The sequence below is a fragment of the Ferrovibrio sp. GW821-FHT12B10 genome, from assembly GCF_058807515.1.
On record NZ_JBXAQT010000003.1, the window covers coordinates 15,458 to 29,274 of the forward strand.

General features: G+C 63.5%; 12 protein-coding genes. 2 read left to right on the forward strand and 10 right to left on the reverse strand.

Annotation, left to right across the window (positions count from 1 at the left end):
- Positions 1-9: 9 nt before the first annotated feature.
- From bamA to rpsB, 9 genes are all read right to left on the reverse strand, one after another.
- On the reverse strand, positions 10-2,310 hold the full coding sequence (bamA, locus tag AC1RRT_RS19805) for an outer membrane protein assembly factor BamA (RefSeq protein ID WP_493015711.1): 2,301 nt from the start codon (positions 2,308-2,310) through the stop codon (positions 10-12).
- Positions 2,311-2,359: 49 nt separating this feature from the next.
- Positions 2,360-3,496, reverse strand: coding sequence for an RIP metalloprotease RseP (rseP, locus tag AC1RRT_RS19810; protein WP_493015712.1), 1,137 nt, complete (start codon positions 3,494-3,496; stop codon positions 2,360-2,362).
- Positions 3,497-3,517: 21 nt separating this feature from the next.
- On the reverse strand, positions 3,518-4,738 hold the full coding sequence (locus AC1RRT_RS19815) for a 1-deoxy-D-xylulose-5-phosphate reductoisomerase (RefSeq protein WP_493015713.1): 1,221 nt from the start codon (positions 4,736-4,738) through the stop codon (positions 3,518-3,520).
- Positions 4,729-5,418, reverse strand: a complete 690-nt coding sequence (locus AC1RRT_RS19820; protein WP_493015714.1) for a phosphatidate cytidylyltransferase — start codon at positions 5,416-5,418, stop codon at positions 4,729-4,731. The genes AC1RRT_RS19815 and AC1RRT_RS19820 overlap by 10 nt, the downstream gene beginning before the upstream one ends.
- 13 nt (positions 5,419-5,431) lie before the next feature.
- On the reverse strand, positions 5,432-6,166 hold the full coding sequence (locus AC1RRT_RS19825) for an isoprenyl transferase (RefSeq protein ID WP_493015715.1): 735 nt from the start codon (positions 6,164-6,166) through the stop codon (positions 5,432-5,434).
- A gap of 1 nt (position 6,167) precedes the next feature.
- Positions 6,168-6,689 (reverse strand): ribosome recycling factor, encoded by a 522-nt coding sequence (frr, locus tag AC1RRT_RS19830; protein ID WP_493015842.1) that lies wholly within the window; start codon positions 6,687-6,689, stop codon positions 6,168-6,170.
- 93 nt (positions 6,690-6,782) lie between these two features.
- Positions 6,783-7,499, reverse strand: a complete 717-nt coding sequence (gene pyrH / locus AC1RRT_RS19835; protein WP_493015716.1) for a UMP kinase — start codon at positions 7,497-7,499, stop codon at positions 6,783-6,785.
- 228 nt (positions 7,500-7,727) lie between these two features.
- Positions 7,728-8,651: a translation elongation factor Ts gene (gene tsf / locus AC1RRT_RS19840; RefSeq protein WP_493015717.1), complete on the reverse strand. Its 924-nt coding sequence runs from the start codon at positions 8,649-8,651 to the stop codon at positions 7,728-7,730.
- Positions 8,652-8,762: 111 nt separating this feature from the next.
- Positions 8,763-9,551 carry a 30S ribosomal protein S2 gene (gene rpsB, locus AC1RRT_RS19845; protein ID WP_493015718.1) on the reverse strand — a complete coding sequence of 263 codons (789 nt, stop codon included), beginning with the start codon at positions 9,549-9,551 and terminating at the stop codon, positions 8,763-8,765.
- A 373-nt stretch (positions 9,552-9,924) separates the two neighbouring features.
- Here rpsB and AC1RRT_RS19850 point away from each other — a divergent pair, with 373 nt between their 5' ends.
- Positions 9,925-11,166, forward strand: coding sequence for a pentapeptide repeat-containing protein (locus AC1RRT_RS19850; protein WP_493015719.1), 1,242 nt, complete (start codon positions 9,925-9,927; stop codon positions 11,164-11,166).
- Between the two features lie 44 nt (positions 11,167-11,210).
- Complete coding sequence (locus AC1RRT_RS19855; RefSeq protein WP_493015720.1) at positions 11,211-12,533, forward strand: pentapeptide repeat-containing protein; 1,323 nt, start codon at positions 11,211-11,213, stop codon at positions 12,531-12,533.
- Here AC1RRT_RS19855 and AC1RRT_RS19860 read toward each other — a convergent pair.
- Positions 12,517-13,776 (reverse strand): MFS transporter, encoded by a 1,260-nt coding sequence (locus AC1RRT_RS19860; protein ID WP_493015721.1) that lies wholly within the window; start codon positions 13,774-13,776, stop codon positions 12,517-12,519. The genes AC1RRT_RS19855 and AC1RRT_RS19860 overlap by 17 nt on opposite strands.
- Between the last annotated feature and the right edge of the window lie 41 nt (positions 13,777-13,817).

Here is a 13,817-nt window from a genome sequence, read left to right on the forward strand (position 1 = left end):
ACAGAGCTGTTAGAACCTGGACCCGAAGTTGATGCGGATCAGTTCCTTTTCGTCGAAGTCTTCCTTCACGATCGGGAAGCCCAGATCAACCTGGATCAGGCCCAGCGGCGATTTCCACTGAACGCCGGTGCCGACCGAAACGCGGATGCTCTTCTCATCCAACACTTCAGGCCCGACATCGGAGGTCTTCCACAACGTGCCGGCCTCGGTAAAGAGCCGGCCCTTGATGCCGAATTCGTTGGGCAATCCAATGGGGAATATCAGATTTGCCTCACCCTTGTAATAGCGCTCGCCACCCAAGGCATCCCCCGTGGTGCGGTCGCGGGGGCCAATACCGCCATTTTCGAAGCCACGGAAGGTGTCGCCACCGATAAAGAAGCGGTTCGCCAGGCGGATGTCGTCGCTCAGACCATTAATCATGCCGGCCTCGGCGGCAAGGCTAAACACCGTTTCGTCTGTCACGGCGAAATACTTGGTGGCGGTACCGACATTCTTGAAATAGTGCTCGGTGCCGCCCAGACCAGCGACTTCCTGCGACAGGCGCAGCACATAGCCGGTCGTCGGTTCGATGCGGTCATCGCGGCGATCATAAGTCAGCGTATGGCCGACCGCCGAGGTCAGGAACTTGCCTTCCTGCGCCTTGATGAAGCGTGACGTGTTCGCATTCACGTTATCGATTTCATCCTGGCGGATACGATAATAGACCAACTGCGACAGATTTTCCGTAATCGGGAACGACAGGCGCGGAGTCAGCGAGGTCGTGGTCTGGTCGATGCCGCTGCGACGTTCCAGATCGGTGCGGCGACGCAGCGCATCGACGCCGGCAGCCAGTTCGCGATCAAGGAAATACGGCTCGGTGAAGCCGAGGTCGAGCTGCTGACGACGGGTCGAGAGGCTGAAGCCCAGGCGCAGGTCCTGACCGCGACCGAGCAGGTTGCGCTCGCGGATCGTGATGTCGCCCAACACGCTTTCCGTCGTCGAGTAACCGATACCCAGCGAAAGCTCACCGGTGGACTTTTCAGTCACCTCGGCGGTCAGCACCACCTTATCGGGCGCACTGCCCTTGTTCTCGGTAATCTCGGCCTTGTCGAAGAAGTTCAGGCCGCGCAGGCGCGTACGGGTGCGGCGCAGCTTGGCCGAGTTGAAGGCGTCGCCTTCCACTAGGCGAAACTCGCGACGGATCACCTTGTCCAGCGTACGCACGTTACCGACGATGTCGATGCGCTCGACAAAGACGCGCGGACTCTCGCCGATGCGATAGGTCACGTCGATGATGCGCTTCTCGCGATCCTTCTTGACGTCCGGGCGCACATCGACGAATGCATAGCCGAAACGGCCAAGTTCGGTCGTCATCGCCTGAACAGTCTTCTCGACCAGGTCGGCGTTGTAGATGTCGCCAGTCTTGGTCTCGATGAACGACTTCAACTGCGCGCCATCAACGCCCTTGATGTCGCTGACCACATCCATCGCGCCGAACTTGTAGCGCTCGCCCTCTTCCAGTGTGAAGGTGATCACGAACTTCTCGCGATTGGGCAGCAGCTCGGCGACGGCGTTATTCACCGCGAAGTCGGCATAACCCTTGCTGAGATAGAACTTACGCAGTTTCTCTCGGTCGAAGGTGACGCGATCGGGATCATAGCTGTCGTCAGAACTCAGGAAACGCCACCAGGCGCTTTCCTTGGTCTGGATTTCTTCGCGCAGACGGGAATCGCTGAAGCGCTTGTTGCCAATGAAGCGGATGCGGCTGACGCCGGTCAGCGGGCCTTCGGTGATCTCGAACACCAGATCGACGCGGTTCTGCTCGAGCTGGATGACCTTCGGCTCGACGGTCGCGGCGAAGCGGCCGGTGCGGCGATAGATCTGCTGCAGGCGCTGGGTATCGGCCTGCACCTTGGCACGAGTATAGACCTGACGCGGCTTGAGTTGCAGTTCGCCGCGCAGCTGGTCGGCCTGAACGCGCCGATTGCCTTCGAACAGGATGCGGTTGATCACCGGGTTTTCGGTCACGCGGACGATCACACTGCTGCCCTGCAGGCGCAGGTTGACGTCGGCGAACAGCCCGGTGGCGAACAGGGCTTTAAGCGACTTGTCGGCTTCGGCGGCGGAATAGATCGTACCCGGCTGCAGGGTCAGGTAGTTCTGGATGGTCGAAATTTCGATACGCTGGTTGCCCTCGATCACGACGTCGCGGATCTGAGGGCCGGTCTGGGCCTGGACGGGGTCAACGACCAGCAGGCTGGCGAGCAACAAGGCCAGCACCGGCAGCACAAACAGCCGGCACAGCACGGACAACACGTCGCTTCGGAACATCCCCGCCACAATCCCCATCGTCTTGAGACCGCCCCTCACTTAGCCGGATTCACGAGAAAAGCCCAGTGAGGAAATTGAAAATTGGCAGGCGGTTCAAGTCGTTCCACGTAGCGAACACGAACAGGGACATGACCAGGGCAAAGCCGATGCGGAAGCCGTATTCCTGGGCCCGCTCGCCCAACGGGCGGCCGCGCAGCGCCTCGATGCCGTAGAACAGCAAATGGCCGCCATCCAGCATGGGCACCGGGAAAAGGTTAATCAGGCCAATGGCGACCGACAGAGTGGCCATCAGGGAGACCAGGCCGAGCCAGCTCGACTTGGCCACATCGCCCGACATCTTGGCGATGCCGAGCGGGCCACTGAGCTGGTCACCGGATTCCTTGCCGTTAATGATGCGGCCCAGATAGGTGAAGGTATTGGCCACCACCTGCCAGGTCTCGCGCACGGCCTGAACCACGGCGGTCGCCGGGTCATGGCGAACGAAATCGATGCCGGCGGTGCGGATGCCGATCTGGCCCAGTTTCTGTGTGCCGCCTGCCCCGTCAGCCACGTCGACGCGCTGCGGCACCACGGTCAGGCCGATCTCGGCGCCCTCGCGCAGCACACGGAGGGCAATCGGGGTCTCGGCGCGCAGCGCCACATAGGAGCGCAACTCCTCGAAGCGCTGAATACTGCCACCATCGGCGCTGAGGATCCGGTCGCCCGACCGCAGGCCGGCGCTTTCGGCTGCACTGCCCTGCACCACATCACCGACAACCGGCGGTGTGAAGGGTTGGCCCACCAGGCTGAACAGCGCGGCATAAACCAGGATGGCAAAGATGAAATTGATCGCCGGGCCCGCGAAAACGATGGCGGCGCGCTGGCCCAGCGTCTTGTGATGGAAGGAAACCTTCTTGTCGGCTTCCGACATCGCGGCAACAGCGGTGTTGTCGGCGCTTGAAGTCGCATCGGCATCGCCGAAGAACTTCACATAGCCGCCCAGCGGTATGGCGCTGATCTTCCAGCGGGTGCCATGCCTGTCGAACCAGCCGAACAACTCGGGGCCGAAGCCGATCGAGAAGACCTCGACCTTCACGCCACAGCGGCGCGCAACCGAATAGTGGCCGAGTTCATGTACGAACACGATGATGGTGAGGACGACGACAAACGGAATGACGTATCCGGCAAAACTGGCAATGAAGTCCATGGCACCTCAACAAGCCGCGCTTTAGCGCAGGCCCCGTCCTCTCGTTTGCACCCGCACGACCCGGTCGTCATCCGTCGGGTCGATCAGATGCGCCGCGTAGCGCCTCGCCGCACCATCCGCCTCGCGCACCGCCGGCAGATCCATCAGAGGACCGCTGGGTACGCGGGACAGGGTCTGTTCGACGATCCGCGTGATGTCGAGAAACCCGATCCGGCCGTTCAGAAAGGCATCGACGGCCACTTCATTGGCCGCATTCAGGATAGTAGGCGCAGCGCCCCCTGTTTGCAAGGCTTGCCGTGCCAGGTTAAGGGCAGGAAATCTAGCAAAATCAGGTACTTCAAAGGTCAGTTTGGCGATCGCGGCCAGGTCCAGCCGGGTTGCCGGTGTAGGCATGCGGCCCGGCCATGCAAGCGCCACCGAGATGGGGGTCCGCATGTCGGGGGTACCGAGCTGGGCCAGCACCGAACCGTCGACATAGGAAACCAGGCTGTGGATCACTGACTGGGGGTGGATCAGTACTTCGATGCGGCTTTCCGGCACCGGGAACAGGAAACTAGCCTCGATCATCTCCAGCCCCTTGTTCATCAAGGTGGCTGAATCGACCGAAATCTTGGCGCCCATGCTCCAGACCGGATGGGCAATGGCCTGGGCCGGCGTCACCTCACGCATCTCGCTGAGGTTCAGGGTGCGGAACGGGCCGCCCGAAGCCGTCAGGATCACCCGGTCGATGCTGTCAGGAGCGTCAAAATCAAAAACCTGAAAGATCGCGTTATGCTCGGAATCGACCGGCAGGATGGTGGCGCCATGCAGGGCCGCCTCGCGCATTACCAGCGCGCCGGCGCAGACCAGGCTTTCCTTGTTGGCCAGCGCGACCAGCGCACCACGCCGCACGGCCGCCAGGGTCGGCTCCAGGCCGGCGGCGCCAACGATTGCCGCCATCACCCATTCCGCCGGCCGCGATGCCGCGTCGATGATGGCGGCCGCCCCGGCCGCCGTCTCGATACCGGTGCCGGCAAGACGCTGGCGCAGTTCGGCCAGCAGGCTCTCGTCGCCGATCACCGCTAGCCTGGCCTTCACCAGCATGGCTTGCTCGGCCAACAGCGCGACGTTGCTTTGCGCAGTCAGCGCCTCGACAGGAAAGCGGTCCGGCTCGCGCACCACCAGGTCGATGGTCGAGCGGCCGACAGACCCGGTCGAACCGAGAATGGTGACGCGACGCACGGCGGTTTCCGTCATCCCCATAGCGCCCCTCGCGACAGCAGAATGCAGGCCGCCACAAACGGTGCGGCGAACAGCAGGCCATCCAGCCGGTCGAGCACGCCGCCATGGCCGGGAATGAGATGGCTGGAATCCTTCGCGCCGAAATAGCGCTTGATGGCGGACTCCGTGAAGTCGCCGGCCTGCGAAACGACGGCCACGACGCCGGCCAGGGCGGCCAGCGACAGCGCCGGCAATGTCGGATCGATGGCAGCAACCAGTCCGCCGACAATCGCGGCGGCAACCATGCCGCCCAGCAGACCGGCCCAGGTCTTGTTCGGCGAGATGCGCGGGATCAGCTTCGGGCCGCCGATGGTGCGGCCGGCGAAATACGCCCCGGTATCGGTCGACCACACGGCGCAGAACAGCCAGAAGACGACATGACGACCATGCTCGGGCAGCTCGCGCAGCCAGATCAGGGCGGCACAGGGCGGAATCACATAAACCAGTCCCAGCACGATCCACAGCGGTCCACGCGTCCATCCCGCTGAAGCCTCAGCCTGCTTGGGAAAGCGCAGCCATTCCCACAGCATCAGCACGCCGGCCAGCACCACCAGCGCGATGAAGGCGATGCCGCCAAACCAGACGGCTGCAACCGCAACCGGCAGCAGCACGATGGCCGAGAGCACGCGAAGCTGAAGACTACTGAGTGCGACAGAGGTCATGCGGACCGGAAGTTCACTCGCTGGCGCCGTAGCGCCGCTCGCGCTGCTGGAAGTTCTCAACAGCCGCGGCGAGATCCTGCACCGAGAAATCGGGCCAGAGCTTGTCGACGAAGATCAGCTCGCTGTAGGCCGACTGCCACAGCAGGAAATTCGACAGGCGCTGCTCGCCACTGGTGCGGATGATCAGGTCGGGATCGGGAATGCCCGCCGTCTGCAGGCTGCCGGCCAGTGTGTCGGCCGTGATATCCTGCGGCTTCAAACGGCCAGCGGCCACCTCTTCCGCAAGGCGCCGGCAGGCCTCGACGATCTCGGCCTGGCTGCCGTAACTCAGCGCGATCGTCAGCGTCAGCTTGCGGTTGTCGCGGGTCTTGGCCTCGGATTCCGCGATCAGCGACACGATGTCGGGGGCCAGCTTGCTGCGGTCGCCGATCATGCGGATGCAAACGCCATTGCGCGCCAGATCATCCAGCTCGCGGCGGATGAACAGCCGCAGCAGGTCCATCAGGCCGGCGACTTCGCTTTCCGGCCGCTTCCAGTTTTCCGACGAAAAGGCGTAGAGCGTCAGGTATTCGATCCCGAGATCGCGGCAACCACGCACCACCTCGCGCACGGTGTCGACACCCTGTCGATGCCCCAGGTTGCGCGGCAGGCCACGCGCCTTCGCCCAGCGCCCGTTGCCATCCATGATGATGGCAATATGGCGAGGCGGAAGCGGCGCAAGCGCCTGCGATGCAACGGGCTGCGACATGCTAGACCTGCAGGATCTCCTTGGTCTTCTGGGCGAGCAGATCGTCGATCTTCTTGGTGGAGTCGTCGGTCAGCTTCTGGATCTCGTCCTGATACATCTTGACGTCGTCCTCGCCGAGGTCGCCGTCCTTCTCCGACTTCTTCAGGTTATCCATGCCGTCGCGACGCACGCCGCGCACCGCCACCTTGGCCTGCTCGGCATACTGACCGGCGACCTTGGTCAGTTCCTTGCGGCGCTGCTCGTTCAGTTCCGGGATGGGGATGCGGATCAGCGTGCCGTCAGCCTGCGGATTGAGGCCGAGGCCGCTGGTGGTGATCGCCTTCTCCACCGCCTTCACGTTGCTCTTGTCCCAGACCTGCACGCTGATCATGCGGGGCTCGGGCACGCTGACGGTGCCGACCTGATTGATCGGCATCGAGCTGCCATAGACGTCGACGCGAACAGGATCGAGCATGCTGATACTGGCGCGCCCGGTGCGCAGGCCGGTGTATTCGTGCTTCAAGACATCAATGGCCTTGGCCATGCGTCGTTCAATGTCGTCGATATCCGGTTCGGCCACCTGCCTGCTCCCGTCTTTTTTCTAAATAATACCAAATATTTAAGAGATACGCCCGACCTACTCGCCTTCGATCACGGTACAGCGGCCGGTGCCGGTCAGCACTTTGGCGAAGCCGCCTGCCTCGTGCAAGGAGAACACCAGGATCGGAATCCGGTTTTCCCGCGCCAGACTGATGGCGGACGCATCCATCACCTTCAGGTCCTGCTGCAGCACATCCATATAGGTCAGCGTCTCATACCGTTTCGCTGTCTTGTCCTTTTTCGGATCGGCGCTGTAGACGCCATCCACCTGCGTGCCCTTCAGCAGCGCATCGCAGCCCATTTCGGCGGCGCGCAGCGCGGCGGCGGTGTCGGTGGTGAAGAACGGGTTGCCGGTGCCAGCGGCGAAGATGACCACGCGGCCCTTCTCCAGATGGCGGATGGCGCGGCGACGGATATAGGGCTCGCAGACCGTGTCCATGCGGATGGCCGACATCACGCGGCTCGGCACGCCATGCGATTCCAGCGCATGCTGCACGGCCAGGCCGTTAATGACGGTGGCCAGCATGCCCATATAGTCGGCCGAGGCGCGCTGCATGCCTTGCGTGGCGCCGGAGACGCCGCGGAAGATGTTGCCGCCGCCGATCACCAGGCAGACCTCGCCGCCCAGCGCGTGCACCGCCTTGATCTCGGCGGTGATGCGGTCGACCGTCTCGAAATCGATGCCATAAGGGGTCGGACCCATCAGGGCCTCGCCCGAGCATTTCAGCAGGACACGGCGGTATTTGAAGCTCATGAGGTCCTCGAAAGGGCGTTCCCGGCGCTGTGGCAGGCCAAGGGATGACGGAAAAGCGCGGCGATTCTGTGGCGGTTTTATACCATGCCCGCCAATCCCATGGCAGCGGTCCCGGCCCCGCGCGGCCGGCCTACCCTCACTTGTCACCGCCCTGCGGAGGCGGCCGGCCAGACACGGAAAGGGGGGCTTTCGCCCCCCTGACACTGGAATTGCAATCCGGACGGGCGATCAGCCCGCCATCTTGGCCACTTCGGCGGCGAAATCGTCCGCCTTCTTCTCGATACCTTCGCCCAGCTGGAAGCGGACGAAACCGGTGATCTCGATCGGCGCGCCGGCATCCTTGCCGGCCTTCTCGACCGCCTTGCCCACCGGGGTCTCGCCGTCGATCACGAAGGTCTGCTCGAGCAGGACGACTTCCTGATAGAACTTGCGGATACGGCCTTCGACCATCTTGGCGATGATGTCGGCCGGCTTGCCCGAGGCGGCAGCCTGGTCGGTCAGCACCTGACGCTCGCGCTCGACCAGGCTCTGGTCGAGGTCCTTGGGGCTCAGCGACTGCGGGTTGGCGGCCGCGATATGCATGGCCACCTGCTTGCCGATCTGCTCGACCACCTCACGCTTGCCGGTCGACTTCAGCGCAACCAGAACGCCCAGCTTGCCCAGGCCATCGGCCAGCGCGCTATGCACGTAGGACACGACCACGCCGCCGTCGACGGTCAGCTTCTTGGCGCGACGCAGCGTCATGTTCTCGCCGATGGTGGCGATGGCATGAGTCACTTCGTCCTTCACATTGCGGCTGCTGCCCGGGAAGGCGGCTGCTTCGATCTTGGCGACATCGTCGCCCGCGCTCAGCGCCACGGTGGCAACGCCGCTGGCCAGCGCCTGGAACTGCGGATTGCGACCGACGAAGTCGGTTTCCGAGTTCACTTCGACGATGGCGCCGCTGTTGTCCTTCACGGCAACCGCGACCAGGCCTTCGGCGGCCACGCGGCCCGCCTTCTTGGAGGCGGCCGACAGGCCCTTCTTGCGCAGCCAGTCGATGGCGGCGTCCAGGTCGCCGTTCGTCTCGCCCAGCGCCTTCTTGCAATCCATCATGCCCGCGCCGGTCTTCTCGCGCAGGTCCTTCACCAGGGCCGCAGTAATCTCAGCCATGAATCTTCTCCAATGTCATTGAACCGTATTGAACGGTCGGGTCACGGAAACGGCTGCGGCGCCCCGTCGAAAAACGACAGAGGCGCCGCGACCGGAACAGTTACAGGCGTCTTAGGCCTGGGGCTGGGCCGCGGCTTCGCCTTCGACGGCGGCCAGGACCGGGGCTTCCTCGGCAGCGCCGAGATCGGCACCGCTGGAGGAAATCTGGTCTTCCACGCCGCTCAGCACGGCGAGCGAGAACAGATCGCAGTACAGGTTGATGGCGCGCAGCGCGTCATCATTGCCCGGCACCGGATAGGTGATGCCCTGCGGATCCGAGTTGGAGTCGAGGATCGCGACGACCGGGATGCCCAGGGTGCGGGCTTCGGCGATGGCGATGTCTTCCTTGACCGTGTCGATGACGATCATGACGCTCGGGATGCCGCCCATGTCCTTGATGCCGCCCAGCGCGCGATCAAGCTTCTCGCGCTCGCGGGTCAGGTTCAGGACTTCCTTCTTGGTCAGGCCAGCAGTGCCCTGCTCGCCCGAACCTAGCAGCTCTTCGAGGTCCTTCAGGCGCTTGATCGACTGGGAGATGGTCTTCCAGTTGGTCAGCATGCCGCCGAGCCAGCGATGGTTCACGTAGTACTGACCGCACTTGGCGGCAGCTTCCGCGATCGCTTCCGAGGCCTGACGCTTGGTGCCGACGAACAGCACGCGGCCGCCACCGGCAACCGTGTCACGCACGGCCTGCAGGGCGCGATGCAGCAGCGGAACGCTCTGCTGCAGATCGATGATGTGAATGTTGTTGCGATCTCCGAAGAGATACGACTTCATCTTCGGGTTCCAGCGATGAGTCTGGTGTCCGAAGTGCACGCCAGCTTCAATGAGCTGACGCATGGTAAAGGTCGGCAGGGTCATCCTATGTCCTTCTCCGGTTGGGCCGCCGCAGGCACGTCCTTTGCTCCTCGTGTGGAACTCGGACACCGGAACGCTGTATCGGGATGTCTCCCCGATAACCGCGCAAGCCTGCGTGTGGGTTTGAGTGCGCGCCTTGTAACCGGTTCGGACCGGGAACGCAAGCAGGAACGCCGCCCCGTCCGGCCCCCCTAGGGGCGGCCCACCCGGGCTTTGCGCCCCGGAGCATCCGCCAAAGATTTTTCCGTTTACTGACAAACAGATACTGGCGCCTGCATAGGTGTCATGGTCATATGCGCCCATGTCTGAAGAGCCTGTGATCCAGCAAAAAGACCTAGACCCTCTGCTGGCAAGCCAGGAGCGTTTTGCCAAGGGCATGCGCGGGGGTATCCGGCTCAACCTGCAGTTTCGTGACGCCTCTGGCCTCAACATGGCCAACCGCGACCTGCGGGAATGCAACATGGTCGGCGGCCGGTTCAGGGGCACCGTATTCAAGTTCGCCAAGCTGATCGGGGCGAACTTCTATGGCGCCAACATGGAAAGCGCCGACCTCGCCTCCTCCGACCTGACCCGGTCCGACCTGCGCGGCGCCATCCTGCGCGGCGCCAACATGGAATTCGCCGATCTGACCAATGCCGATCTGCGGGACGGCCGGCTGCTGAAACCCGACGAGGACGGCAATCTGGTGCCGATTGCCGTGGGTGGCGCGGTCACCGAGCGGGCGCAGATGACCCATTCCAAGCTGGTAGGCGCCAAGCTGGGCCGCATCATGAGCCAGCAGGCCGACCTGAGCCATGCCAACCTCGCCAATGCCAAGCTGGTCGATGCCGACCTGTCGAATTCTGATCTTCGCGGCGCAATCTTTGTCGGCGCTGACCTGACCAATACCAACATGAGCGGCTGCGCCCTGTCCGGCGCGGTGCTGGCCGGTGCCATGCTGAACGGCACGAAATTCGATGGCGCCGATCTGGCCGGCGCCTTCTTCCGCCACACGGAAATGAAGGATGCTCGTCTGAGTGGCGCCATGCTGCCCAAGGCGATCAGCGATCTGGACAAGCCGCTGCAGATCATCCTGCGCGAACACCTGGCTTGGGCCGACAGCCTGGGGGCCAAGGGCCGCCGCGCCGACTTCAGCCGCATCGACATGTCCGGGGCGAAACTCGGGCAGATTGACCTGTCCGCTGCCCTGTTCGTGCAGTCGACCCTGGTGGAAGCCGATTTCACCGGCGCGGTTTTAACCATGTGCGATTTCACCGACGCCATGCTGCTGAATACCAAGTTCACCGATGCGGATCTGCGCGGTGTGAAACTCGCCGGCGCGAATCTGATCGGCACCAATTTCCGGGGCGCCCGGCTCTCACCCATGGCCATCTCCTCCCTGCATGCCAAGCGCTGGCATGCCAATCTGGAAAATGCCAATCTGAGCCAGTCCAACCTAAGCGCTTGCGACCTGGAAGGCGCCAACATGACCCGCGCCATTCTGATGCACTGCGACCTGCGCGACGCCAACCTGAAAGGGGCCAACCTGCGCGGCGCCGATCTGACCGGTGCCGACCTGCGTGACGCCGATGTGGCTGGTGCCGACTTCTCGGGTGCAACTGGCGTGAACTTGTCCTGACCCTGTGCTAGGTTGACCGTGAAGGCCGAAAAAGAACCTGCTGAATGAACAATCCCGTCAAGGTCATTGCCCAGTACGAAGTCGACGAGCTGTTCGAGAACCACGCCAACTACGTGCGTGGGGTTCGGGGCGGCAAACGCATGGTCATGCATTTCCGCGATGCATCGCGGGTTGATTTCAGCGGCAAGGAACTGACCTCGGCCGATTTCGTCGGCAGCAAGATGAATTATGCCGATTTCAGCCACGCCATCCTGGTTGGCTCCTCCTTCTTCGCTGCCGACCTGCAGGGCGCCGACTTCCGTCGCGCCGACCTGACCAAGGCCGACCTGCGCGGCGTGAACCTGCGCAACGCCAATCTCGAAGGCACCAACCTCACCAACGCCGACATCCGTGACGGCGTGCTGCTGCGGCCCGATGACGACGGCAACCTTATCGCGGTGCTGAAGCGCGCCACTTCCATTGACAACGCCAAGATGGCCGGTGCCAACCTCACCTCCGCCAAGCTCGGCAAGGTGGTCGGCCGCAACACGGATCTGAGTAACTGCAATTTCTCCAACGCCAAACTGAACGGCGCGGATCTGTCAGGCTCGAACCTCTCTGGCTGCCTGTTCACCGGCGCGGATCTCACCGGCTCCAATCTGTCGCATTGCGTGCTGCATGGTTCGGTGCTGGCCGGCGCGGTGCTGAACGAAACCAACTTCGACGGCGCCGATCTGACGGCTGCCTATTTCCGCCCGGTCGACCTGCGTGACGCTGACGTCACCAAGGCGATCATGCCCAAGAGCCTGGACAGTCTCGATCGCTCGCTGCAATTCATCGTCAAAGAGCATCTCACCTGGATCGAGACTCTGGGCAAGCAGGGTATGCGGGTGGATTTCAGCCGCTATGACCTCTCCGACCTGAAGCTGAACAACATCAACTTCTCGGCCGGCGATTTCTCTTACGCCATCCTGCGCAACACCGATTTCTCCGGATCACGCTTCGTGCTGTCCGACCTGCGCGGCGCGATGATGCTGAATGCCAACTTCGCCACCAGCAATCTGCAGGGCGCGAAATTCGACCGCGCCATCATGACCAATGCCGATTTCCGTGGCGCCAAGCTGTCGCCGATCAGCATTGCCGGCGCGATGAACCGCCGTCAGGCCGCAAGCCTGCAGGAATGCAACCTGACACAGGCAAAGTTCCAGGGCGCCGACCTTGAGGGTGCGAGCTTCAACCGCTCGATCCTGACTCTGGCCGATCTGCGCAGCGCCAACCTGCGCGGCTGTTCCTTCCTCGATGCCGATCTCACCAATGCCGATCTGCGCGGCGCCGATCTGGAAGGCGCTGATCTGCGCGGCGTGATCGGCTTCAAGATGCCGGAATAGCGACGGCGCTTTCCTCGTCGTCCATCGATGGCGGCAATTCCTTCAGCGCCGGCATCTGCGACAGCAGGATGACCAGCAACTGCACCCCGTAGCCGGCCACCGCCAGCCAGATCGCCGCCGTCAGCCCATATTGCCCGCCGACGAAACCGCCGGCCAGGGCGCCGAGCGGCCGCATACCCAGCGTCGCCACCTGCTGGATCGCGCTGACGCGGCCGATCAGCCGCAGCGGCACGATCGCTTGCCGCAGGCTGGTCTGGCCGATGGTCCACAGCATCGGGCCGAAGCCGAACGTGAAATAGCCGGCGCAAAGCAGCATGAAGGCTGTGTCACGCTCGGGGAAGATCGTCGCCGTGCCGATGAACAGTGCAGCGAAGACCGACATCGCCGGCCCGAGCAGGATCATGTGCCCCAGACGCAGGCGCGCATGAATCACCGGCATGGCGATCGCCGCCAGCAGCATGCCCAAGCCCTGCGCACCCAGCGCGATGCCGATCTCGGCCGGGCCGAGACCGATCTCGTTCATGGCGAACAGCACGAAGACAGCCATCAGCACGAACCAGCTGAAGTTCCAGGCCATGGCACAGCCGGCAATGGCGCGCAGCAGCGGATGCCGCCAGACCAGAGTCAGCCCTTCCGCCAGCGCCTCGCGCATCGGCGGCCGCGCGGTGGTCGGTGCCTTGTCGCGCGGCAGGCTGAGCAGCACGCCGGCCGTGAGCGCCGAGGTGATGGCCGAGAATGCCAGCGCGGTCACCGGCGAGGTCCAGGCAGCGACCGCACCGGCCAGTCCCGGCCCGAGGAAGATCGCGGTGGCGCGCGTGAACTCGATCTTCGTATTGGCTGTCGGCAGCATCTCGCGCGCCACGATGCCCGGCAGATACGCCTGCAGCCCGACATTGAACACCACCGTGGCCGCCGACAGCGCGAAGCCGAAGATCGCCAGCGCGGTCATGTTCAGCCAGCCGGCCATGGCGACCAGCGGCAGCAGGGCCAGCAGTAGGGCCCGCGCGGCCTCCGATCCGGCCATCAGACGACTGCGCGACACCCGGTCAGCCCAGAGCCCGGCGAATAGCGACAGCAGCAGATACGGCAGGGTCTGGGCGGCGCTCAGCGCGCCCATGGTCTCGGCCGTGGCCCCCAGCACCATGGCCGCCATCAGCGGGATGGCCGCCAGGGCGAACTGTTCGGCACCGTTGGCGGCCAGATTGGATAATGACAAGTAATACAAAGACTTATTATGGGACATGCTGGCCTCCGGGCTGCCCCTCTGAGGTAGCCGTTTTCGCC